This is a genomic window from Agromyces sp. Y558, assembly GCF_059445415.1.
The window spans coordinates 1,613,960-1,637,051 of record NZ_JCAIUH010000001.1; the positions used below are offsets into that span (position 1 = coordinate 1,613,960).

General features: G+C 67.5%; 23 protein-coding genes. 17 read left to right on the forward strand and 6 right to left on the reverse strand.

What is annotated here, in order from left to right:
* The first annotated feature begins 3 nt into the window (after positions 1 to 3).
* From AC1C2T_RS07535 to AC1C2T_RS07575, 9 genes are all read left to right on the forward strand, one after another.
* A complete protein-coding gene (locus tag AC1C2T_RS07535; RefSeq protein ID WP_495384818.1) occupies positions 4 to 918 on the forward strand; it encodes a carbohydrate ABC transporter permease in 915 nt (304 codons plus the stop codon).
* Positions 915 to 3,647, forward strand: coding sequence for a family 78 glycoside hydrolase catalytic domain (locus AC1C2T_RS07540; protein WP_495384819.1), 2,733 nt, complete (start codon positions 915 to 917; stop codon positions 3,645 to 3,647). The genes AC1C2T_RS07535 and AC1C2T_RS07540 overlap by 4 nt, the downstream gene beginning before the upstream one ends.
* Positions 3,648 to 3,680: 33 nt before the next feature.
* A complete protein-coding gene (locus tag AC1C2T_RS07545; protein ID WP_495360879.1) occupies positions 3,681 to 4,736 on the forward strand; it encodes a family 43 glycosylhydrolase in 1,056 nt (351 codons plus the stop codon).
* A 334-nt stretch (positions 4,737 to 5,070) separates the two neighbouring features.
* Positions 5,071 to 5,301, forward strand: coding sequence for a hypothetical protein (locus tag AC1C2T_RS07550; protein WP_495384820.1), 231 nt, complete (start codon positions 5,071 to 5,073; stop codon positions 5,299 to 5,301).
* A complete protein-coding gene (locus AC1C2T_RS07555) occupies positions 5,298 to 6,539 on the forward strand; it encodes an ROK family transcriptional regulator (protein ID WP_495384821.1) in 1,242 nt (413 codons plus the stop codon). Before AC1C2T_RS07550 ends, AC1C2T_RS07555 begins: the two co-directional genes overlap by 4 nt.
* Positions 6,540 to 6,567: 28 nt before the next feature.
* A complete protein-coding gene (locus AC1C2T_RS07560) occupies positions 6,568 to 7,386 on the forward strand; it encodes an ABC transporter permease (protein ID WP_495384822.1) in 819 nt (272 codons plus the stop codon).
* Positions 7,383 to 8,192 (forward strand): ABC transporter ATP-binding protein, encoded by an 810-nt coding sequence (locus tag AC1C2T_RS07565; protein WP_495360875.1) that lies wholly within the window; start codon positions 7,383 to 7,385, stop codon positions 8,190 to 8,192. Before AC1C2T_RS07560 ends, AC1C2T_RS07565 begins: the two co-directional genes overlap by 4 nt.
* 22 nt (positions 8,193 to 8,214) lie before the next feature.
* Positions 8,215 to 9,234 (forward strand): aliphatic sulfonate ABC transporter substrate-binding protein, encoded by a 1,020-nt coding sequence (locus AC1C2T_RS07570; protein ID WP_495360874.1) that lies wholly within the window; start codon positions 8,215 to 8,217, stop codon positions 9,232 to 9,234.
* Between the two features lie 120 nt (positions 9,235 to 9,354).
* Entirely contained in the window at positions 9,355 to 10,794 is a 1,440-nt protein-coding gene (locus AC1C2T_RS07575; protein ID WP_495384823.1) for a sulfatase family protein, read from the forward strand.
* 126 nt (positions 10,795 to 10,920) lie between these two features.
* On the opposite strand, the gene AC1C2T_RS07580 is transcribed toward AC1C2T_RS07575, so the two are convergent.
* Both AC1C2T_RS07580 and AC1C2T_RS07585 read right to left on the reverse strand, forming a co-directional pair.
* Positions 10,921 to 11,847, reverse strand: coding sequence for a prenyltransferase/squalene oxidase repeat-containing protein (locus tag AC1C2T_RS07580; protein WP_495384824.1), 927 nt, complete (start codon positions 11,845 to 11,847; stop codon positions 10,921 to 10,923).
* A 45-nt stretch (positions 11,848 to 11,892) separates the two neighbouring features.
* The gene (locus tag AC1C2T_RS07585; protein WP_495384825.1) at positions 11,893 to 12,393 is read right to left on the reverse strand and encodes a CGNR zinc finger domain-containing protein; all 501 of its coding nucleotides are present in this window, start codon (positions 12,391 to 12,393) and stop codon (positions 11,893 to 11,895) included.
* Between the two features lie 138 nt (positions 12,394 to 12,531).
* On the opposite strand from AC1C2T_RS07585, the gene AC1C2T_RS07590 reads away from it, so the two are divergent.
* On the forward strand, positions 12,532 to 13,365 hold the full coding sequence (locus AC1C2T_RS07590) for an alpha/beta fold hydrolase (RefSeq protein ID WP_495384826.1): 834 nt from the start codon (positions 12,532 to 12,534) through the stop codon (positions 13,363 to 13,365).
* Here AC1C2T_RS07590 and AC1C2T_RS07595 read toward each other — a convergent pair.
* Complete coding sequence (locus AC1C2T_RS07595; RefSeq protein WP_495384827.1) at positions 13,346 to 14,551, reverse strand: DNA glycosylase AlkZ-like family protein; 1,206 nt, start codon at positions 14,549 to 14,551, stop codon at positions 13,346 to 13,348. The two genes, AC1C2T_RS07590 and AC1C2T_RS07595, sit on opposite strands and share 20 nt — an antisense overlap.
* A gap of 109 nt (positions 14,552 to 14,660) precedes the next feature.
* On the opposite strand from AC1C2T_RS07595, the gene AC1C2T_RS07600 reads away from it, so the two are divergent.
* From AC1C2T_RS07600 to AC1C2T_RS07615, 4 genes are read left to right on the forward strand one after another with little or no spacing between them, the layout of a single operon-like run.
* Positions 14,661 to 15,065 (forward strand): NIPSNAP family protein, encoded by a 405-nt coding sequence (locus tag AC1C2T_RS07600; RefSeq protein ID WP_495360868.1) that lies wholly within the window; start codon positions 14,661 to 14,663, stop codon positions 15,063 to 15,065.
* Between the two features lie 49 nt (positions 15,066 to 15,114).
* A complete protein-coding gene (locus AC1C2T_RS07605) occupies positions 15,115 to 15,726 on the forward strand; it encodes a TetR/AcrR family transcriptional regulator (protein ID WP_495360867.1) in 612 nt (203 codons plus the stop codon).
* On the forward strand, positions 15,723 to 15,911 hold the full coding sequence (locus AC1C2T_RS07610; RefSeq protein ID WP_495384828.1) for a hypothetical protein: 189 nt from the start codon (positions 15,723 to 15,725) through the stop codon (positions 15,909 to 15,911). Before AC1C2T_RS07605 ends, AC1C2T_RS07610 begins: the two co-directional genes overlap by 4 nt.
* 35 nt (positions 15,912 to 15,946) lie before the next feature.
* Entirely contained in the window at positions 15,947 to 16,435 is a 489-nt protein-coding gene (locus tag AC1C2T_RS07615; protein WP_495384829.1) for a GNAT family N-acetyltransferase, read from the forward strand.
* Positions 16,436 to 16,503: 68 nt separating this feature from the next.
* Here AC1C2T_RS07615 and AC1C2T_RS07620 read toward each other — a convergent pair whose 3' ends face one another.
* From AC1C2T_RS07620 to AC1C2T_RS07630, 3 genes are all read right to left on the reverse strand, one after another.
* Positions 16,504 to 17,865: an FAD-binding oxidoreductase gene (locus tag AC1C2T_RS07620; protein WP_495360864.1), complete on the reverse strand. Its 1,362-nt coding sequence runs from the start codon at positions 17,863 to 17,865 to the stop codon at positions 16,504 to 16,506.
* 55 nt (positions 17,866 to 17,920) lie between these two features.
* Positions 17,921 to 18,496 (reverse strand): GNAT family N-acetyltransferase, encoded by a 576-nt coding sequence (locus tag AC1C2T_RS07625; protein WP_495384830.1) that lies wholly within the window; start codon positions 18,494 to 18,496, stop codon positions 17,921 to 17,923.
* Between the two features lie 209 nt (positions 18,497 to 18,705).
* Entirely contained in the window at positions 18,706 to 19,797 is a 1,092-nt protein-coding gene (locus tag AC1C2T_RS07630) for a 1-deoxy-D-xylulose-5-phosphate reductoisomerase (protein ID WP_495384831.1), read from the reverse strand.
* A gap of 365 nt (positions 19,798 to 20,162) precedes the next feature.
* Here AC1C2T_RS07630 and AC1C2T_RS07635 point away from each other — a divergent pair, with 365 nt between their 5' ends.
* From AC1C2T_RS07635 to AC1C2T_RS07645, 3 genes are all read left to right on the forward strand, one after another.
* Positions 20,163 to 20,690, forward strand: coding sequence for a GNAT family N-acetyltransferase (locus AC1C2T_RS07635; RefSeq protein ID WP_495360861.1), 528 nt, complete (start codon positions 20,163 to 20,165; stop codon positions 20,688 to 20,690).
* A gap of 245 nt (positions 20,691 to 20,935) precedes the next feature.
* On the forward strand, positions 20,936 to 22,108 hold the full coding sequence (locus AC1C2T_RS07640) for an ABC transporter substrate-binding protein (protein WP_495360860.1): 1,173 nt from the start codon (positions 20,936 to 20,938) through the stop codon (positions 22,106 to 22,108).
* 106 nt (positions 22,109 to 22,214) lie between these two features.
* Positions 22,215 to 23,090 carry a branched-chain amino acid ABC transporter permease gene (locus AC1C2T_RS07645; protein ID WP_495360859.1) on the forward strand — a complete coding sequence of 292 codons (876 nt, stop codon included), beginning with the start codon at positions 22,215 to 22,217 and terminating at the stop codon, positions 23,088 to 23,090.
* Positions 23,091 to 23,092: the final 2 nt, after the last annotated feature.

The window sequence follows — 23,092 nt, forward strand, 5'->3', positions numbered from 1 at the left end:
GCCGTGACCGCCACCACCGCGTTCGATTCCCACGACCTGCGCACCGTCGCGACGCCATCGCCGCGCGCCCCGCGCGAGCGGCGTGGAGTTCGCGACTTCTTCTCCCGACTGCCGATCCGCGTCATCATTGCGATCCTTCTCGTCATCGAGATCTACCCGATGCTGTGGATGTTCCTGGGCTCCTTCAAGACCCAGAGCGAGTTCCTGAGCGAGCCGTTCTGGGCGCTGCCGTCATCGTGGTCGTTCGACAACTACATCGAGGTCTTCACGACCGGCGGATTCGGGCAGTACATCCTGAACAGCGTCATCGCGGTCTTCCCGTCGCTGTTCTGCATCCTCTTGTTCGGCGTCGCCGCCGGCTTCGCCCTCGAGGTCATGGTGTGGAAGGGACGGGGCACCGTGCTGCTGCTCTTCCTCGCCGGCATCATGGTGCCGGCGCAGATGATCCTGCTGCCGCTCTTCACCATCTACTTCCGCACGGGACTCACCGGCAGCCTCTGGCCGCTCATCCTCACCTACATCGCCACGGGCCTGCCGCTGACGGTGTTCATGATGGCCACATTCTTCCGCTCGGTGCCGCGCGAGATCTTCGAGGCGGCAACGCTCGACGGGGCGAGCATGCTGCGCGCCTTCTGGAGCATCGGCATCCCCCTCGTGCGCAACGCGATCTTCACGGTCGGGCTCGTGCAGTTCTTCTTCATCTGGAACGACCTGCTGATCGCGCTGACCTTCACGACGTCGAGCGACCTGCGCACCATCCAGGTGGGGCTGCTCAACTTCACCGGCCAGTACGGTGCCGTGCAGTACGGGCCGACCTTCGCCGCCATCGCCGTGAACGTCTTCGGCACGCTCGCGCTTTACCTCTTCCTCAACCAGCAGGTCATGAAGGGCCTGACGGCGGGCTCGGTGAAGGGATGACGATGCAACGCGTGGCGATCGAGGAGATCTGGCTCGAGAATCGGAGGACTGCTCCGGAACTCGCCCTCGGACTCGGTATCGGCGAGGCCGCGCCGCGGATCTCGTGGATCGCGGACGGGCAGTCCGCGGCCTGGGACGTCGAATTCCGCGGCGATGACGGCGACGTCGAGCGTGCCGAGGTGCCGTCGGGATCGACCAGGCTGGTCGTCTGGCCGTTCGCCCCGCTCCGGTCGCGGCGCGGCGGCGAGCTGCGGGTTCGGGCTTCGATGCCGGATGCCCCGTGGAGCGCACTCCTTCGGGTCGAGGCCGGGCTGCTCGAGCGCACCGACTGGCAGGTGCCGTTCGTCTCGCCGTCGGCCTCGGCGCCCACCGGAGCGCTGCGCCCCGGCTTCCTGCTGCGAGCGACATGGGATGCCGCGGAACTCGGTGTCGCGCCCAGTCGGGTGCGACATGCCCGCGTCTACGCAAGCGCACACGGTGTCTATGAGCTCGAGCTCAACGGCGTGCCGGTTGCCGATGACCTCCTCTCACCGGGATGGACGAGCTATCGGCATCGCCTGCGCACCCAGACGTTCGATGTGACCGATCTCGTGCGCGACGGTCGCAACGCGATCGGCGCCTGGCTCGCCGACGGCTGGTATCGCGGCCGCATCGGCTTCGACGGCGGCCTGTGGAACGTCTACGGCGCGGATGTCGCGCTGCTGCTGCAACTCGAACTGACCCTCGAAGATGGATTGGTCGTGCGGGTGCCGCTCGAGGAGCGCTGGAAGTGGCATCCGTCGCCCATCACCGAGGCGGGCCTGTACGAGGGCGAGCGCTTCGACGCACGCCTTCTGCCCGCGGGCTGGAGCGAACCCGAGTTCGACGACGAGGAGTGGTGCGCCCCGACGCTCCTGCCGCTGGCGGAGTTCCCGGCGCGGCTCGAGGTGCCGACCGGGCCGCCTGTGCGCGTCATCGAGACGTTGCGACCGGTGTCGGTTGAGGAGGTGGAGGGTGGCCGCATCCGCCTCGACTTCGGCCAGAACATCTCGGGCAAGCTACGGATCCGGTTGCGAGGACCCGCCGGCCACGCCGTGCGGCTGCACCACGCCGAGGTGCTCGAGAACGGTTCGCTCGGCGTGCGGCCGCTCCGTGCCGCGATCTCGATCGACGAATACGTCTGCGCCGGCCCGGTCGACGGCGGCACCGGCGATGTCGAAAGCTGGTCGCCGCGGTTCACGATCCACGGCTTCCGCTACGCGGAGCTCGAGAACTGGCCGGGCGACCTCACCTCGGTCGATGTCGAGGCGCTTGTTGTGCACACCGACATGGAGCGCACCGGCTGGTTCGAGAGCTCGCATGCCGGGTTGAACCGCTTGCACGAGAACGTCGTGTGGAGCATGCGCGACAACTTCGTCGACTTGCCCACCGATTGCCCGCAGCGCGACGAACGGCTCGGCTGGACGGGGGACATCCAGGTCTTCGCACCCACCGCCGTTCGGTTGTACGCGGCGCATGGCACCCTCACCGGCTGGCTGCGCGATGTCGCCGCCGAACAAGCCGAGCAGGGCCATGTGCCGAACTTCGTGCCGTGGGTCGACTGCGGGTTCCCGAACTTCCCTACTGCCGCATGGGGGGATGCCGCGGTGATCGTGCCCTGGGAGCTGTACCAGCACGACGGCGACCGGCAGGTGCTCGTTGAGCAGTACGACAGCATGCGGGCCTGGGTCGACCTCGTCGACCGTCTTGCCGGGGGCACGGGCCTCTGGAACACCGGGTTCCAGCTCGGCGATTGGCTCGACCCGGCAGCCCCGCCTGAGAACCCAGGCGACTCGCACACCGACAAGTACCTCGTCGCGACGGCTTACCATGTGCGCACCGCGCGCATCATGGCCGAGACCGCCGCGCTGCTGGGCCGCAGCGATGACGAGCAGCGCTACGGCGCCATCCACGAGCGCGCGCTTGTGGCGTTCCAGGACGAGTTCCTCTCCGCGAGCGGGCGGGTGGTCAGCGACACCCCGACGTCCATCGCGCTGTGCGTCGTCTTCGGGCTCTTCACGACGCCCGAGCAGCAGCAGCGCGCCGGCGAGCGACTCATCGAACTCGTGGCGCAGAACGACTTCCGCATCAGCACCGGCTTCGTCGGCACGCCCATCATTTGCGACGCGCTCGCCATGGTCGGCGGCATGGATGCCGCGTACCACCTGCTCTTGCAGGAGGAGCTGCCGTCGTGGCTGTACCAGGTGTCGATGGGCGCGACCACGATCTGGGAGCGCTGGGACAGTATGCTGCCCGACGGCACGGTGAACCCCGGGGACATGACCTCGTTCAACCACTATGCGCTCGGCGCGGTGGCCGGATTCATGCACCGCGTGGTCGCCGGGCTCGACCTCGCCGCACCTGGTGGCGGCGCGCTGCGCATCGCCCCGCGCCCGGGCGGGGGGCTCACCCGCGCCTCAGCGAGTCATCGCGGACCGCTCGGCCTCGCGTCGTCGGCCTGGCGGCGCGAGGGCACCGCCTTGACGCTCGACGTGGTCGTTCCGGTCGGTGCCACGGCGACCGTGGAGCTGCCAGACGGGCGTGTCATCGCCGAAGTGCCGGCCGGGCGGCACACCTTCGCGAGCGCCGTTCGGGCGGCGGCCGACGATCCACCCCGGCCGCCGAAGCGGTGGCGCGGTGGGCCACCGCCGGAAGGGTCCGACGACTCGGCCGCGCCGGCCGCCCCCGCGACGGTCTCCAGCGCGGCATGATGGTCAGCTCGATCCCCCACGAAAGGAACCGTAGTGCAGCACTCGATCCGTCCCGGCGAGCCGTGGCTCGACACGAACGGCAACCGCATCCAGGCCCACGGCGGGTCGATCATCACCGTCGGCGACATCTTCTACTGGTACGGCGAGAACAAGGAGAAGACGGCGCCGGGCAACGGCATCTGGCACTGGGGCATCCGCTGCTACTCGTCGAAAGACCTCTACAACTGGGAGGACCTCGGCACGATCCTGCCACCCGTGCTCGATGACGAGACGCACCCGCTCCACCCCTCGCAGCTGGCCGACCGGCCGCACATCATCCACAACCAGGCCTCTGGCAAGTTCGTGTGCTGGGTCAAGGTGATGCACCGCAACGGCGAGCAGCGTTCGAGCGTGTTCACCGCCGACGATCTGCTCGGGCCGTACGAGCTCGTGACGCAGGGCATCAAGCCGCTCGGCATGAATGCCGGCGACTTCGACCTCGTCGTCGAGCCGTCGGATGGAAAGGCGTACTACATCTTCGAGCGCGTGCACAGCGAGCTCATCGTCGCCGACCTGAACGACGACTACACGGATGTCACCGGCTACTACTCGACGCACTTCCCGCGCCTGCAGCCGCCGTTCGTTCGGGAGGCGCCGGCGTACTTCCGCCGGAAGGGGCGGCACCACCTCGCGACATCCGGCACGACCGGCTACTTCCCGAATCCATCGGAATTCGCGAGCGCGCCCTCGTACCACGGCCCGTGGACGGTGCTCGGTGACGCCCATCCCGACGACGAGTCGCGCACCTCGTTCCGCTCGCAGATCTCGTCGATCTTCCAGCACCCGACGCGGCGTGACCTCTACATCGCGATCGCCGACCGATGGGTGGTGTCGCCGCCCGACGACCTGCCCGACATCCCGGCCCTCTTCGAGGAGGTCTTCCGCGTCGACCTCGAAGGACCGCGCGAATGGGGCGCGATCGACCTCGGCGAGCCCAACACTTCGCTCGCCGACTACGTGTGGCTGCCGATCCGCTTCGACGGCGACCGCCCCTCCATCGACTGGCACGCCGAATGGACGATCGAGGAGTTCGACGAGTTGCCGAGCTGATCCGCCCGCATCGCCCTCCGTCAGCGTTCACCGTACTGTTCGACAGCTCGCGCAGTGGCACCGAGTCGCGCCGGCGCGGCGTATCCGTCGCGCGCGTCGAAGCGTTCGAGTAGGGGCCTGGCGAGATGGCGGTTCCGGCCTCAGCCGCCGAGCGGCACGTAGTCGAGTTCGAGGAAGTCGTCGACCTCGGCCGCCCAGCGGTCGCGCACGAACGCGATGTGCACCGGGTGCGCGTTTCCTCGTCGCGGTCGGGCTTCTCGTCGTCGGCCTGCTCGGCCTCGCGGAATTCGACCTCGTCGGCTTCTCGGGCTTCGCCGCGCTGATCGAATCGCAGTTGCCCCCCGGCACGCCGGTGCCGCCGATCGTGCTGCTCGTCGTGCTCCAGCTCGTCATGATCCCGATCGGTGGGATCATCAACGCGCCGTTCGCCTTCGGTGAGGAGATCGTCTGGCGCGGCTGGCTGCTGCCCGCGCTGAGCACATTCATCCGCACTGCGTCGAATTACGATGCGAATTATGTCGGTGTGTTGACGGAAAAAATCCGCCCTCTTAGCGTGTCCGTGTGACCTTGCCCAGTGGAGTGCACGCACTCGTCCGACGAACCCATGAAGACCGGGTTCTCCAGGTGCTGCGCGAGCACGGCGCGATGACGCGCGGCGAACTCGCCGAGCGCATCGGCCTCTCCCGCACCACCCTTTCCGAGATCACGTCGAACCTGCTCGAACGCGGCGTGATCTCGGTCGCGGCCGACGAGACCCCGCGGCTCGGGCGCGGGCGGCCGGCCGAACGACTCACCCTCGACCCAGCCGCCGGGCAGTACCTCGGCGTCGACTTCGGCCGTCGTCGCGTGCGCATCGTGGTCGCGAATGCGGCACACGAACTGATCGCCTCTGACGCCGTCGCGTATGACGCATCGGCATCGTGGGGCGACCGCATCGACGCCGCCTTCTCTCTCGTCGATCGCCTCGCGGTCGACCGTGAGCTGCACTTCGACGGGGTGCTCGGGGTCGGCATCGGGTTTCCCGGGCCCTTTTCGCCGCGGGTGCCGCACGAAGCATCTGAACCAGTCGCCGACGCGCGGCGGGCCGGGGCGGTCTTCATGCGCACCGCATTCGCCGAGCGCTTCGAGGCGCCCGTACTCCTCGACAACAACACGCGTCTCGCGGGCCTCGCCGAGGCGACCTGGGACAACGCCGCTGGGGTGGAGCACTTGCTCTACCTGCGCCTGTCCGATGGGGTCGGCGGCGGGCTCGTCGTCGGCGGGCGGCTCGTGACTGGCGCATCGGGCCTCGCCGGGGAGTTCGGGCACATCAGCCTCGGCGGGCACGGCGAGCTCTGCCGCTGCGGCAAGCGCGGATGTCTCGAGACCGTCGCCTCGACGGGCGCGATCCTCCGTCGTTGTGCCGAAGCCGGTGTGCCCATGGATTCCCTCGACGGACTGTCGGATGCCGCGGCGAAGGGCGACCCGATCGTCATGGGAGTGCTCCGCGAGGCGGGCGAGGCCGTCGGGCGAGTGCTCGGCTCCCTCGCGGTGGCGCTCAACCCGTCGGAGATCGTCATCGGCGGCGAGGTCGCCCAGATCTCCGACGTCATCGTCGAGCAGGCCGCCGCGACCACCGCCTACGAACTGCTGCCCGTCGGCGAGTACTCGCCGCGTATTCGCCCTGCCGCGCTCGGCGACGAGGGCGGCGCCATCGGCGGCATCATCGCCATCTTCCAGAACTCCCCACTGCTCGCCGGCTACCAGCCTGCGGCGACGAACGCCGCCCCCGCGGCCACCCGACTGCGAAGGAGCAGCACCTGATGTCCCCCCAGAACCGAGGAGGCCGCGCATGGTCGCAGTGACCGACGCCACCGTGCGGCAGGCGGCCTCCCAACGCACGGCACCGAAGAAGAAGGATGCCGCGCCCCGCCGTCGCATGCTCGCGCTGAACCTCATCAGCGTCGCCGCCGGGATCCTGCTCTGGTGGGCGCTCTCCGCTTCGGGATTGCGGCTGCCGTCGCCCGTCGAGGTCGCCGTGCGGGGGTGGGAACTGCTCATCGACGGCACCCTGCTCACCGACACCGTCGCGAGCCTCTCGCGCGTGCTCATCGGATTCGCTCTCGGCACGCTCGTCGCGATCCCGGTGGGCTTCCTCATGGGCTGGTACGGCTGGGCGCGCGGCCTCATCGAGCCGTGGATCCAGTTCTTCCGCACCATCCCGCCGCTCGCGATCATCCCCCTCGCATTGGTGCTGCTCGGCATCGGCGAGGTACCGAAGATCTTCGTCATCTTCCTCGCAGCGTTCTTCGCGTGCGTGATCTCGACCTTCCAGGGCGTCGTGAACATCGACCGCACCCTGATCAACGCCGCCAGGGTGCTCGGCACGAAGGACGGGGGCATCTTCTTCAGGGTCGTCGTGCCGGCCTCCGTGCCGTTCATCCTCGTGGGCATGCGGGTCGGGCTCGGCGCGGCCTGGGCGACGCTTGTCGCAGCCGAGCTCATCGCCGCGCAGGACGGACTCGGCCGCCGCATGCAGCAGGCCCAGCTCTACTACGACCTCCCGACGATCTTCGTCGGCCTGATCGCGATCGGCATCCTCGGCCTGCTCATGGACCGGGTGCTGCTGTTCGCCGAAAAGAAACTCACCGGATGGCAGGAACGCCGATGACCGCAACCGCCCAGCTCACCGACGCCCGCATCTCGGTGCGTCACGTGCGCAAGACCTTCGACTTGAAGGGCGAGGAGTTCGTCGCCCTCGGGGACGTCTCCCTCGACGTCGCCGACAACGAGTTCGTGACCGTCGTGGGGCCGTCGGGATGCGGCAAGTCGACGCTCATGAACATCCTCGCCGGCCTCGACATGCCCTCGTCGGGCGAGGCGCTCGTCGACGGCCGCGCCGTCACCGGCCCCGGGCCCGAACGCGGCGTGATCTTCCAGCAGTACGCGCTCTTCCCGTGGCTCACGGTGCGCAAGAACGTCGAGTTCGGGCTGAAGACCGCGGGTCTCAGCGCGAAGGATCGCCGTGAGAAGGCCGAGCACTTCATCGAGATGGTCGGTCTCAGCCAGTTCGCCGACGCGCTGCCGAAGATGCTCTCGGGCGGCATGAAGCAGCGCTGCGCGATCGCCCGCGCCTATGCGGTCGATCCCAGCATCCTGCTCATGGACGAACCGTTCGGCGCGCTCGATGCCCTCACCCGGGTGAAGCTGCAGGAGCAGCTGCTCGACACCTGGAGCGGTGACAAGCGCACCGTCGTGTTCATCACCCACGACGTCGACGAGGCCGTGTTCCTGGCGAACCGCGTCGTCGTCATGGCGGCCCGCCCCGGGCGCATCTTCGAAATCGTCGATGTCGACCTGCCGTACCCGCGCACGGAGGAGATGCGACTCAGCCCAGAGTTCGCGGCGCTCCGAAACCGCGTCTGGAACGCGGTCTACCACCAGAACCCCAGCACGGCCCACACCGCTGTCGACTGACAGCACGACACCAAGGAATGTCATGACCCACTCACACCGCAAGCGCGGCATCATCGCCGTTGCTGCTGCCGCAATCGCAGCCCTCACCCTCGCGGGCTGCGCCACCAGTGCTGCCGGAGACGGCGCCACCGGCGCCTCGGCAGAGCTCGAGAAGGTGCGCTTCGGCTACATCGCCGACTTCAACGGCGCGAGCCTGCTCGCCATCGCCGAAGACCAGGGCCTCTGGGAGAAGCACGGCATCGAGGTCGAAACACCGGTCTTCACGAACGGCCCGCTGCAGATCCAGGCGCTCGGCACCAACGACCTCGACTTCGGCTACATCGGCCCGGGCGCGATGTGGCTGCCGGCATCCGGTCAGGCGAAGGTCGCAGCCATCAACAGCCTCGGCAACGCCGACCGCGTGATCGCACAGGCCGGCATCAACTCGATCGAAGACCTCAAGGGCAAGAAGGTCGCGGTGCCCGAAGGCACCTCGGGTGACATGATCCTCACGATGGCCCTGCGTTCGGCCGGCATGACGATCGACGACGTCGAGAAGGTCGCGATGGACCCGGCGACGGTCGTGTCGGCGTTCGCCTCGAAGCAGGTGGACGCGGCCGGCATCTGGTACCCGCTCATCGACACGATCCAGGAGCAGGTGCCCGACCTCGAGATCCTCGCCGAGAACGAGGACTTCATCGACGACGTCGCCTTCCCGAGCGCATTCGTCGCGAACCCCACGTTCACCGATGAGAACCCCGAAGCGACCACGAAGGTGCTCGCCGTGCTGCGGGACGCGATGGACTACCGCGCCGAGAACCTCGAGGAGTCGATCGAGCTCACCTCCGACATGCTGAAGATCGACGTCGAGGCCCTGACGGTCGAGGCCGAGAACGCCAAGTACATGACGGCGGCCGAACTCGACGTGCTCACCGAAGACGGCACCGTCGTGGCCTGGCTGACGGCGCTGAACGAGTACTTCGTGACCGCCGGCAAGCTGACCGAGCCGACCGATCCTGCCGAGTACTACCTCGGCGAGCAGTTCGTGGAGGCGGGCGAGTAGGGGAGCGCACCGCACCATCCGCATCCCGTCGCGCGGCGGAGTTCAGACTCCGCCGCGCGACGTGCAGGCCGATCTGCGGATGCTTCGGCCTGCCCATCCCGCACGAGACGAATGAGACGAATGAGTACCACCGAACGTCGCCCGAACATCGTGGTGATCCTGACCGACGATCACGCGTCGCACGCCATCAGCGCCTATGGCTCCGTCGTCAATCGCACCCCGCGCATCGATGAGATCGCGGAGGCGGGCGTGCGCGTCGACAACTGCTTCTGCACGAATGCGCTCTGCACACCGAGTCGGGCGTCCATCCTCACGGGCACCTACAGTCATGTCAACGGGGTCACCACGCTGGAGACGCCGATCGACGCCGCGCAGCCGACGTTCGTCTCGCAGCTGCGCGAGGCCGGCTATCGCACCGCGATCGTCGGCAAGTGGCACATGGGCGAGGGGCCGGGACACGATCCGCAGGGCTTCGACTACTGGGCCGTGCTACGCGACCAGGGCGAGTACTTCGATCCGCAGGTGCTCACCGAAGACGGCGTGCAGATCGTCGAGGGCTACGCGACCGATGTCATCACCGATCTCTCGCTGGCCTGGCTGGAGTCGCTCGAAGGCGACGAGCCATGGTGCCTCCTCATCCACCACAAGGCGCCGCACCGGCCGTGGGAGCCCGACGAGAAGCATCGGGGCATGTACACCGAGCCGATCCCGGTGCCGGCGACCTTCGACGACGATTACCGCACGAGGTCGTCGGCCGCGCACCGGGCGGCGATGCGCATCGCCGATCACCTGACGCTCGCCGACCTGAAGCAGGCGCCGCCCGAGGGGCTCGATTACGAGCAGGCGGCACTCTGGAAGTACCAGCGGTACATGGAGGACTACCTCGCCTGCGTGGCATCCGTCGACGACAACGTCGGCCGGGTGATCGACTGGTTGCGGGAGCGGAACGCGTTCGACGACACCCTCACGATGTACACGTCGGATCAGGGGTTCTTCCTCGGCGATCACGGGTGGTTCGACAAGCGGTTCATGTACGACGAGTCGCTCAGGATGCCGCTCGTGATCAGCTGCCCGTCGCGGATTCCCCATCGCGAGGAACCACTCACCCAGATCGTCACGAACGTGGACTTCGCCCAGACCATTCTCGAGAGTGCCGGCCTCGGAGCGCATCCACGCATGCAGGGCGCGAGCTTCTGGGCGCAGCTGACAGAGCAGCCCGAGTTGCCGACGCGCCCGGCGATGTACTACCGCTACTTCGAGAACGACGACGCCAACCATCACGCGTTCGCCCACTACGGCGTTCGCACCGACCGGCACAAGCTCATCTACTTCTACAACGACGGCCTCGGGCTGCCGGGCGCTTCGCCGCACGCTTACCCGCCCGAGTGGGAGATGTACGATCTCGAAGCCGACCCCGACGAGCTGAACAACGTCTACTTCGACCCCGCGCACTTCGAACTACGTGAGGACCTGAAGGTCGTGCTGTGGGAGCTGCAGGCCGAACTGCTCGACGTGCCGCACCCCTCGCAGCCCCGACCGGAGCGGCTCGCAGCGGTCTGATCCCGCACCGGTCTGATCCCGCACCGGTCGCCCGGCCCCGCCGGAGAACTTGGGCGAGGCGGAACTGGAGCTGCTCGAACCGCTCGACGCAGGGGAGGTCGGCGAGTGCTTCAGCTGCTACGTCGGTCATCGGGCGTCGTACCAGCGCAGCACCCGCAGGGCGCGGAAGGTGTTCCACCGGCTGGGTTCGCCCTGCGGCGCGTCGACGGCGAAATGCACCTCGCCGTGCCAGGGCACGCCGGCCGGCCAGCGACCGTCGTCGCCGCGCCCGGCGAGCAGCAACTCGATCGCGTCGGCGACCCGGGGGTCGGGCTGGTCACCCGTGGTGCGGAAGTAGTCGAGGGAGCGCAGCACGTCGTAGAGCCAGTAGGGCGGGAACATGAAGTTCGCATACCGGGGGCGCACGATCTCACCGGTCGAGCGGCGGCGGAAGAGGTTTCGCTCGAGCAGGTACTCCTCACCACGGCGACGGGCGTTCACCACGTCGGCCGGGGCATCCGGACTCGCCTGCTCGTAGGCGAGTAGACCCTCGAGCACGCACAGCGTCGTGTCGAAGGACGACCGGTCCGACTCCTCGCGCGGTTCGCAGTTCCACCCGCCGTCTGGGAGTTGTTCGCGCAGCAGCAGCTCGAGGATGCGGTCGCTCCCCGCGCCGAGTTCACCGAAGTACGCCGCAAGCGCGAGCACTCCGCCGTTGATGCACTCCTCGACCTCGCCGTGGAAGTACGGCAGATCGTCCCACTCCCTCCAGGCCACCCCGTCGCGCACGCGCGCTACGGCCGATCGGGTCCGCGGCGCATCCGGGTCGATGCCGAACCGGCGCAGCAGGTGCAGGGTCCAGGTGACGCTCGTGCGCTCACCGTTCGGGCCGTATTCGTCGCCGCCCCAGTAGCCGCCATCGGGCTGCAGGGAGAGGAGCCTCGCGCCCCAGCCTTCGGTCGTGATGCGCGAGCGCTCGTCGGCCGTCTCTGCTGGCGGTGCGTCGAGCAGGTCTCGCATGACCTGCCAGCGGATCGCGGGATCGGAGTCGAGCAGCCACTCTGGGACATCCATGCGCCCATGCTGCCGAACTTCGCTCACCGCGGCCAGTGTCGGAACTCAGCCCTGCTTGGCGCGGGCGTAGTGCCGGCGGGCCTTCTCGCGGTTGCCGCACGTCTCCATCGAGTGCCACCTGCGGGCGTTGGAGCGGCTCTGGTCGATGAGGAAGTGCTGGCAGTCGGATGCCGCGCAGGGGCGGATGCGTGAGCCAGCCGGCCCCTGCAGCGCCGCCCACTCCTCGATGACACGGGCGCCGATTGCACGGTCGGCGGGCACGTCATCGCGCCAGTGCACACCGTGGTCGGTGAGTTCGGCTCGGCGACGCATGGCTTCGACCCACGGTGAGAGCACGGCGACGGATGCCTCGCCGCGAAGCAGTTCGACGAGGGCCGTGCGCACGGCGCGGGCGTCGGTGATCTCGCCGGGGCTGCCGATGGCTCCGTGCTCACGCAGCCAGGCTGCTGCGGACCGGTCATCGCCGATCTCGTCGGCGACGTGGTCGTCGTAGACGAGCCTCGAGTTCACGAGGTCGAGCAGCAGCGGTTGCTGGCGGGTGGTCATGGCGGCATCCTTCATCTTTCGTCCGATTCTAACCCCATAAGTTCACTTGACAGGTTGGAACAACGGTGGTTCCATGTCCATATAACCACTGCAACAATCGAAGCCGGTTAGATACTCCGGTCAGATCGAAGGGGAACCATGTCGTTCATCACCGTCGGAACCGAGAACTCCACGAACATCGACCTCTACTACGAAGACCACGGCACCGGTCAGCCGGTCGTGCTCATCCACGGCTACCCGCTCGACGGCCACTCGTGGGAGCTGCAGTCGGCCGCACTGCTCGAGGCCGGCTACCGCGTCATCACCTACGACCGCCGCGGGTTCGGGCAATCGAGCCAGCCCACCGTCGGCTACGACTACGACACCTTCGCCGCCGACCTCAACACCGTGCTCGAGACCCTCGACCTGCGCGACGTCGTGCTCGTGGGCTTCTCGATGGGCACCGGTGAGGTCGGTCGCTACCTCGGCACCTACGGCAGCGAGCGCGTCGCCAAGGCCGCGTTCCTCGCCTCGCTCGAGCCCTACCTGCTGCAGGCCGACGACAACCCCACCGGCGTGCCGGTCGACGTGTTCACCGGCATCGAGCAGGCTGCCACGGCCGACCGCTATGCCTGGTTCGACGACTTCTTCCAGAACTTCTACAACCTCGACGAAAACCTCGGCACCCGCATCAGCGAGGCCGCCGTGCGCGGCAGCTGGGCGGTCGCGGCCTCGTCGTCATGGTTCACCGCAGCGGGTGTCGTGCAGAGCTGGCTCACCGACTTCCGCGCCGACATCGAGAAGATCGACGTGCCCGCACTCATCCTGCACGGCACCGCCGACCGCATCCTTCCGATCGACGCCACCGCGCGCGAGTTCACGAAGCGACTGCCGAGCGCCGACTACATCGAGATCGAGGGTGCGCCGCACGGCCTGCTCTGGACCCACTCGGCAGAGGTCACCGAAGCGCTGCTCACCTTCCTGCGCAAGTAGAGCCCTGCGCACGTAGAGCGAGGAGACGTCGGTCTGCACCCCTCGCAGACGGCGATGCCCCGGAGCCCCGGTTTCGGGGCATCGCTGCGCCGCGATGCTCACTGGAGCGCAGCTCGACCCCCAGCCACTCCGCGAGGCCCCGCACCTCTTCATCGACCGCGCGGCGGATGTCGCGGGTGAACGGCACATCCTCGTGGATCGCGTTCACGGTGAGCACGCCCGCCTTGCGGTCGACCTTGGCGTCGAGCTTGCCGACGAGTCGATCGCCGTGCAGGATCGGCAGCGCGAAGTAGCCCCAGCGACGCTTGGCGGCCGGCTTGTACATCTCGAGCACGTACTCGAAGTCGAAGAGTTGCTGCGCGCGCACGCGGTCGTAGGTCAGACGATCGAACGGGGAGAGCAGTGCAGTGCGGCCGTTGAACGGCCGGCCGAGCGCGGCGGGGTCGACTCGCCAGATCCCGGGCACGCCGTCGACGACGGCGGGTTCACCGGCCTGGCCGACGTCGACGGGTTCGAGCGGCATGGTCGTGCTCTTCTCGCGCGCGATGCCGAGCGCTGTGAGGCGACGTTCGTTGCGCACCCGGAGCGCCTCCTCAGCAGGGAGCGCGGACCGATGCGGCGGGTACACGCGTTCGGCGAGGTCCCACAGCCGCTCGCGTCCGCGCCGTGCGGCGATGGCGATCTCGCCCCGCATCATGAGGAGCTCGAGCATCTGACCGACATTGCGGTTGTGCTTCCAACCGGTCGACTGCCACGGCACGACGCTCGTGTCGGGGATGTCGCGGGAGAGCAGCGGCACGGGCGATTCGCCGAGCCTCGCCAGGATGTCGCGGCGGAACGTCTCGTTCTGTTCGAGCCATTCGCGCGATCTCGGCCAGGTCGGCCACGTCGCCATGTCGGCCCGGAAGAGCGCGAGATCCTCGATCGGGCGGATGAGCGCGTCGACCTCGAACAGGCTGCGCTCGACCTCGAGCGCATGCACGAGATCGGCCGGCCGGTACGCCGAGCCGAGTCGACTCCACGCCACGAGGTCGGCGTTCGGAGCGATCGCGGCGGTCGGATCGACCTGCAGCAGCGTGAGTCGTTGCACGACGTCGATCAGCTCCGTCGGGCGCGAGGCGTCGAGCAGCTGCGCGCTGATGGCGATGCGCCGCGCCTGGGTGCGGTCGAGGTGGTGCGGCTCCATACGGTCACGGTACTCGTCGGGCATCTGCGGGTCGCGTCACCTAGGCGGGGGCAGCGGATGTCTCAATGAGGAGTTGTCGTGAACGAGCGTTCACAGTATCATCGTGAACATGAGTTCACAGAAACCAGTCACAGAAGTCCCACTCGCTTTCTCAGCCGTCTACCGGGTCAATCCCGGAGCGCACGACGAGCTGGCCGATCTCGTCACCGAGTTCGTGGAATCCGTTCGCGCTGAAGGGCCAGGCGCCCTCGCGCTGTCGGTCGGCCTGAGCGACGCGAGCTTCGCCGTCTCCGCGCTGCACGCAGACCCGAATGCGATGGAGGAGCACCTCGCCACTATCGCTCCGTTCATCGAACGCACCTTCCAGCTGGCAGCCATCGAGACGATCACCGTGGTCGGTGCTCCCGGCCCTCGACTCACCGCTGCCCTCGACGCGAACCGCTCAGCGGGCGCGCGCGTGACGGTCGTCGAGTGTCGAAAGGGCTTCGTCAGCCTCGGCGCCTCCGCCCGCTGATACCCTGAACACGCCATGAATCCGCCCGTGACGATCGTCGATTCACTCTGTGCCCCGCCGCACGCCTGAGGCGACCGAACGTCTCCGGGCGGACCTCATCGATCAAGCGCGGGCTCTCGTGCGACGCGAAGGTGCATCGGCATTGACGATGCGCGGGCTCGCAAGCGAGGCGGGCTGCGCCGTGGGCCTGCCCTACAAAGTCTTCGCCGATCGCGAGGAGCTCGTGATCGAAGTCGCCGTGTCGGAGCTCGGCGACCTGGGCCGCCGTATGGCCGCCTGGGTCGCCGAGGCCGGCGCTCGCTCCCTGAGTGAGAACCTCGACCACTACGCGAGCATCCTGCTCGACGCCGAGACCCCGGCTCTCGTCCACGCGGAGTCACTCGACGGAGCGCGCCTGACGGCTCGGCTCTCCGAATCCGCCGAGGCTTCGATGTTCTTCGACTCGCTGGGTGTCGCCGTCGCCGACTACCTCATCGGTGAGCAGCGAGCCGGGCGCGTGCGCGGTGATGTCGACACCGCGGCGTTCGGGTTCGCGATCACCGGTGCAGTCCACAACCTCGCGGCATCCGGTCCGGGTTTTCCTCGACCCTCCCGAGTGGAGCTCACGGGATACCTGCGCTCGATTGCGACGACGATCGCGACGGAGCCGCACCACGCGTGAGCAGCTGGAACGAGTCCGACAACATCGGCCGGCAGGAGCACTTCGAGGTCGACGGCGTGTTGCCGGGAGACGCTCCCGACGAGTACGTGTTGACGGTGACCGTTTCGGGCAACGGGTACAACGGGCCGGCTGAGTTCACCTTCCAGCTCGCCGGCGGACTCATCTCACGATTCGCCATCGCCTGAACCGGCGCGTTCACGCACCATGAGAGGTTTGATGCATGGTGCTTGCGACGATCGATGCCCGAGGTTCCTCATTCACGCTTCGCCGTGCTCGCCGAGAGGACCTGGGCGCGCTCGTCGAGCTCATCGCCGCCGACGCGCTGCGTGCGAACGATGACAGTGCCGACCCCGAGCACCTGGTGCGCTACGAGCGCGCGTTCGAGGCGATCGACGCCGATCCGGCGCAGACGCTGGTGGCTGTCGACGGTGCCGACGGGCAGCTGGTCGGCACCATGCAGCTCACGCTCATCCCCGGACTCGCGCGCGGCGGTGCGACCCGTATGCAGATCGAAGCGGTGCGAGTCGCGGAGTCGACTCGCGGACTGGGTCTCGGCACCGAGATGATCCGCTGGGCGGTCGACCACGCGCGCTCGGTCGGAGCGGGGCTCGTGCAGCTCACCTCCGACGCCCGCCGAGCCGACGCGCATCGCTTCTACGAGCGGCTCGGCTTCGAAGCGTCGCACGTCGGTTTCAAGCTGTTCCTCTGACGATCCGCCGTCAGCCCCATGCTGAGCACCGTTCGTCTGCTCGCGGGCCATCTCGAGCTTCGTTCGAATCAGCCGAGCGTGCGGTTGCTGCGGATGACGCCTTCGGGATCGACGCGCCGCTTCACCGCGGCGAGCCGGTCGAGCACCTCGCGGTCGTAGGCATCGGCGAGCGGCGCGCCGGCCCCGAGGAAGGTCGGCACGGTGCCGCCGCCCGGGTACTTCGCCACAAGATCGCGAAGCGGCTCGAACGCTGCCGCGACATCGATCGACGGGTCGAACAGGAGCACTCCAGAGCTGAGCAGGCCCTCGGCGTGGATCGCGCCGACCGCTGAGAACTCTGCACCGAGCTCGTCGGCGATCGCCCCACCCATTGCGCGGATGCTGCAGCGCATGAGTCCGTGGTCTGCGCCGCGAAGGAACGCTTCGACGAACTCGTGTGCGAACGCAGCGTCGAGCCCGCCGAGCGCGCCCCCGAAATCGGCCGAGGGCATCGGGTCGACGGGCTCGGCGGCCACGGCGGCGAGCGAGCCGATCGTGAAGGGTACGAGCGTGTTCGCGATCGGCTCGGCGACGGCGATGAGCCGGTCGGCGTATGCGCGCCCTGTCAGTTCGTCGCCGACGTGCACGAGGCCGACTGTGGCGACTGTGCGGCCACGCAGGTGCGGAGGCAGCATCGGCGCATCGGGGAAGCGCATCATGCCGATGTCGAGCCCGAGTTCGGGCTCGTCGCCTGCGAGTGCGAAGGCTGCGGCGACGACCGCTTCGGCGGACTCGGCCGGGAAGATGAGGCCGCCCCCGAAGATGGCGTCGCCAGGATAGAGGGCGAGCTCGATCGCAGTGATGACGCCGAACATCCCGCCGCCGCCGCGCAGTGCCCAGATGAGCTCGGCATCGTCGGCATCGGTCACCAGGCGAACCTCGCCAGCGGCATCGACGAGCTCGACCGAGATGATCGAGCGCGCCGTGATGCCGTAGCGGCGGCTGAACATGGAGTGCCCGCCCGCGATCGCGAGCGCGACGACGTTGACCTCGGGGTTCGATCCCGCAAGCGCGATGAGCCCAGTGCCGTCGAGCCGCTCGAGCGCGCGACCCCAATTGACGCCGGCGCCCGCCCGCAGCACGCGTGCCTGCTCGTCGACCACGATCTCGTCGAACCGTGAGGGACGGATCACGATGACTCCGGCCAGGTCGTCGTAGGCTCCGTGGCCGTTGGGCTGGGTGGTGACGCCGAGCCCGGTCGCGGACGCCGCGCGGACGATCGCACTGATGTCAGCGACATCCGCCGGCTCGACGATCGCCGCCGGACGCTGGTCGACACTGAGGTTCCATGCCATGCGTGCCGTCTCGTAGTCGGTGTCGCCGGGGAGGATGAGCGGCCCGCTGAGCACTGAGCGAAGGTCGAGCAGGGCTGAGCCGGATGAGGAGGTCATCGGGGTCCTTTCGTCGTGTGCCACGGTAGCGATGGGCTCCGACATCCGCAGCGCGTCAGGGCAGCTCGAGGCGCATGAGCACCCGCTGAAACCCGCTCAGCACCGAGCCGGTGTCGGCCGCCTTCGTGAACCCCGCCTGCTCGAAGAGCTTGCGGGTGCCGACATAGGCCATGGTCAAGTCGACCTTCTCGCCCCGGTTGTCGACCGGATAACCCTCGATCGCCGGCGCGCCGTGCTCGCGAGCGAAGTCGACCGCACCGGCGAGCAGGTGGTGCGAGATGCCGCTCTTCCGGTGCCCGGGCCGCACGCGGAAGCACCACACCGACCACACATCGAGGTCGTCGACGTGCGGGATCAGGCGGTTCTTCGCAAAACTCGTGTCGGCGCGCGGATGCACCGCAGCCCAGCCGACCACCTCGTCGCCGTCGTAGGCGAGCACGCCGGGCGGCGGGTCGAGCTCGCACAGCCCTCGCACGCGCTCGGCCCGCTCGGCCCCGCGCAACGCCTGGTTCTCTTTCGACGAGAGCAATCGGTAGCTCAGGCAGAAGCACACGTTCGACGTGGGATTCTTCGGCCCGACCATCGTCTTCACATCGTCGAACTCCGTGGCCGCGCGCACCTCGATCGTCATGTCGTCAGCCTCCCATCGCCAGCCGACAGCGGGCAACAGCCGCGGCGACCCGCGGGCGCCCATATCGGTGACGGCGAAATCCGCGGCGCCCGAAGTGTAGGTTCCGCGCGAAGATGGCAGATTCCGCGACACTTGGCACCTACTTGTCATTGATGACAAGTACCGCGGAATCCGGCCGTTCGATGTATGGAATTCCCGTGCCGCGGGCGTTATACCTGGGTGAGCGCGGACAGTCCCTCTGCAAACGCTCGTGCCCACGACTCGGCTCGCTGCAGGCTCTCGATGCTGATGGGGCCCGGCTCGGGTTCGTGAGCTTGGAGTGTCCGTTCGATGCCGTCCACGATCTCGAGGAAGCCGATGGTGTGTTCGTGGAACAAGTCAACGAGGACCTCGTTCGCGGCGTTGTAGACAGCTGGGAATGTTGAGCCGGAGCTGGACGCCGCCTTCGCGAGGGTGATGGCTGGGAACGTGATGTGGTCCAACGGCTCGAACGTCCACGTGTGCGATTCCGTCCAGTCGATCCGCGGCCATGGTGTTGGCATGCGGTCGGGCCAGAAGAGGCCGGCCAGGATGGGCAGGCGCATATCGGTGAGCGCCGCTTGGGCGAGTGTGGTCCCGTCGACGAACTCGACCATCGAGTGGACGATCGACTGAGGGTGAACGACGACCTCGATGTCGTCAAGCGGTACATCGAAGAGGTAATGCGCTTCAAGAACTTCGAGGGCTTTATTGACGAGGGTTGCGGAGTTCGTCGTGATCAAGCGACCCATCTTCCACGTTGGGTGGCGCAATGCTTCGGCGGGCGTCACGTTCCGAAGGTCTGCCCGCGACTTGCCGCGGAATGGCCCACCTGAGGCTGTGACGAGCAATCGTTCGACCTCATCGGCCGAACCGCCTCGGAGTGCTTGCTCGAGTGCGGCGTGTTCGGAGTCGATTGAGATGAGCTGGCCTGGCGACGAGGCCGCTCGTACGAGGTCGCCGCCAGCGATGAGCGACTCCTTGTTCGCAAGCGCAACCGTCCGTCCGTTGCGAAGGGCGGCGAGTGTTGAGGCAAGCCCAGCCGATCCCGCGATCGCGTTCACGACGATGTCGCACTCCACGGAGCCAGCGAGGTCTGCGGCATCCGTGGTCCCGAGTGCGGTATCTGCCACACCAAACTCGGCTGCTTGGGAATCGAGCAACTCGCGGTTGGTGCCCGCGCTGAGACCAACGATCGTGAGATCCGATGAGAATGCGCGCACAACGTCAAGCGCTTGAAGGCCGACCGAGCCAGTCGAGCCGAGAACCACCACTCGTTTCATGTACACAACTTTGCCGCACTTGATTGCCGCTACACGTCGACCGTCAATGTGGCCCTCAGGGATCGCGGACCGCGGAAGTCACGACGCGTACGAATCAGTGCTCGAGCGCGATGGGGGTGCGGCGAGTTCGGACGGCACGAACCACTAGCGGAACGAGTGCGCCGACCGACGAGATGGCACTCGTGACATAGAGCACGGTCGACCAGCGTGAGTGGTCACCGCCGGAAATGGCGAATGTATCCGCAGTTCGCACGGTCGCACCTTGCGGGCGGCGGCCCTGGCATTTTCGCCGGCCGGCCGGCCGCACGCGTAGCTCGCGCGGGTCGTGTGTGGGCTGTACGTCGGGAGTCAGGAATACTGATTGCATGCGAACGATCGTCAGCGACAGATTGGTGATGCGTCCGTGGCAGACCGACGACGCCGACTTCTTGTTCGATCTGGAATCGCGTCGGGAGACCGTTCAGTATCTCGGTCCGCAGGCAAAGCCGATGGTGGACAAGAGGGAAGCCGTCGAGTCAATTCAACGTCGCCGGGCCATCGACCATCCGATTCACGGGATCTGGGTGATCGTTGACCGTGAGGCAGGCGGGCCGCTGGGCAACCTTCTCCTCAAGCCGGCACCGCTGTCCAACAAGACGACCATAAACGCGCCGGTGGAAGTCGGATGGCACTTGCACCCCGAGACCCAAGGTGCCGGCTACGCCACAGAAGCTGCCGATGCGGTCCTGGCCGACGCCGCCCGGAACGGGCTCAGCACCGTCGTCGCTGTTACCGATCCCCACAACATCGCCTCCCAACGGGTGTGCTCCCGCCTCGGGATGGAATGGCGCGGTATCACTCACGACTTCTACGACGAGCCCAGCCTGCTCTTCGTCAAATCGCTGATGCCGTGAGGGGTCGTCGCTGAGGCGTCAGCCTACCCGCGGCGTCGATCGCGATGTAGCTTCGCTGCACGCACCTTCGATGTAACGATTGTCCCTCGTTCGGGGGATACCCTGAGGCCGACGCCGCGAGCGCGCAATAGCATGGCGCACGAATCGGCGTCGTGGGCGCACTTCCCACCTGTATCGGTGTGCACTGTTCGCACGCGACGCAATGCACGCCACGTTTTCGAATCAGGCCAGGGAGGCCCTCAACGATGAGAACGAAACTACTGTCCGCCGCCGCAGGCGGCTCTCTCCTGCTGCTCGCGCTCGCGGCATGTTCGTCCACGCCGGAGAGCGGGTCGGATGCCGGGGGCCTCGTCGGCACCGGAACCGGCGCCGAGTGCACGATCGACGCAGAGATCCCCATCGCCGCCGCGTTCAGTCTGACGGGTGCCGCCGCGCAATACGGTGCGAGCCAGAAGAACGCCCTCGAGATGGCCGTCGACGACCTCAACGAAGTCGGCGGGGTCGCCTACGCGCTCACGGTCGAAGACGACGAGACCGACCCCAAGCAGGCGATCCAGGTGTTCGACGGCTTCATCGCCGACGGCGCGAGCGTCATCATCGGCCCGACGCTCTCGAACACGGCGATGCAGACGGATCCGGTCGCGCAGGACGCGGGTGTGCCCGTGCTCGGCGTCTCGAACACCGCCGCCGGCATCACCGAGATCGGAGACCACATCTTCCGCGACTCGCTCACGGAGGATGCGGTGATCCCGCAGACCGTGCAGGCCGCGGTCGAGAAGTTCGGACTCGAGAAGGTCGTCGTGATGTACAGCAACGACGACGCCTTCACCGAGTCGGGCTACCAGGCGTTCGCCGCAGCTCTCGAAGAGGAGGGGGTCGAGATCGCCGAGACCCTGACCTTCCTCAAGGCCGACACCGACTTCCGCGCTCTGCTCGACAAGGCGAAGCAATCCGATCCGGATGCGATCGTGGTGTCGGCGCTCATCGATGCGGCGGTGCCCCTCGTGACCCAGGCTCGCGAGATCGGACTCGACGTGCCGATCATCGGCGGCAACGGGTTCAACTCGCCTGCGCTCATCTCGGGCGCCGGCGAAGCCGCTGAGGGCGTGGTGGTCGGTGCTGCGTGGAACTCGGCCTCCGACAACGAGCAGAACGTCGCGTTCATCGACGCGTACACCGAGCGATTCGACGCTGCGCCCGACCAGTTCTCGGCGCAGGCGTATGCGGGCATGCAGATCATCGACGAGGCGGTCCGTGCGAACTGCTCCGGTGAGCGCGAAGACATCACGGCGGGGCTCGCCGGGATCACCGACGTTCCCACGGTGCTCGGCGACGTGTCGATCGACGAGAACCGGGATGCCGTGCACGAGGCACTCGTGCAGATCGTCGAGGGCGGTGAGTTCGTCATCCTCGAGTAGTGCTCGTCACTGCGGCACGCAACCGTTAGCGTGAGCCGTGCGTCGTCCGGATGCTTCGGATGACGCACGGCTCGATCTGAAGCACGGCTCGATCTAGGGACATATCATGCAGCTCTTCGTCGATGGGATCTTCCTCGGCTCGATCTATGCGTTGTTCGCCATCGGGTTCACCCTCGTCTTCGGCATTCTGGACCGGTTGAACCTCGCGCACGCCGCGGTGTTCTCTGCCGGCGCCCTTGTGGGCATCGAGGTCGTCACCCGCTTCGGTGTCTCGATCTGGGTCGCGATCCCGATCGTCTTCGTGATCGGAGCCGTGCTCGGGGTGCTCATCGAGCGCATCGCGTTTCGCCCGCTCGCGGGTCGGCACGACGCGCATTTCGCCGGTCTGATCTCCTCGATCGCGTTCGGCGCGATCGTCCTCTCCGTGCTGCTGGCCCTCTACGGCGCCGACACGGTGCGGTTCCCGGCGGATGCCTTCCCCACGACCCGGCTCGACTTCCTGGGCGCGTCGTTCTCGCTCCTGCAACTCGTGATCCTCGTCGTCAGCGTGTCGCTCATGGTCGTGCTGACGTGGGTCGTGGCGAAGTCCAAGCTCGGAAGGGGCATGCGCACGATCGCCGAGAACCCCCATGCGGCCGCCGTCCTGGGGCTGAACGTGGGCCGGATCAGCAGCATCACCTTCGCCATCTCCTCAGCCCTCGGGGCGGTGGCAGGCGTGCTCTTCGCCCTCAACGTGAATGCCGCCAACCTCGGCATCGGGCATGCGGTCGAACTCAAGGCACTCGCGGTGATCATCGTGGGCGGTCTGGGGTCACTGCCCGGCGCCCTCGTCGGCGGACTCATCCTCGGGCTCGCTGAGGTGTACGCGGTCAACACCGTCGGCAGCTCGTGGCGCGACATGGTCGCATTCGGGTTGCTCTTCCTGATTCTCATCATCAGGCCGCAAGGCATCTTCGGAGCACGCAAGGTGCGTGAGGTCTAGAC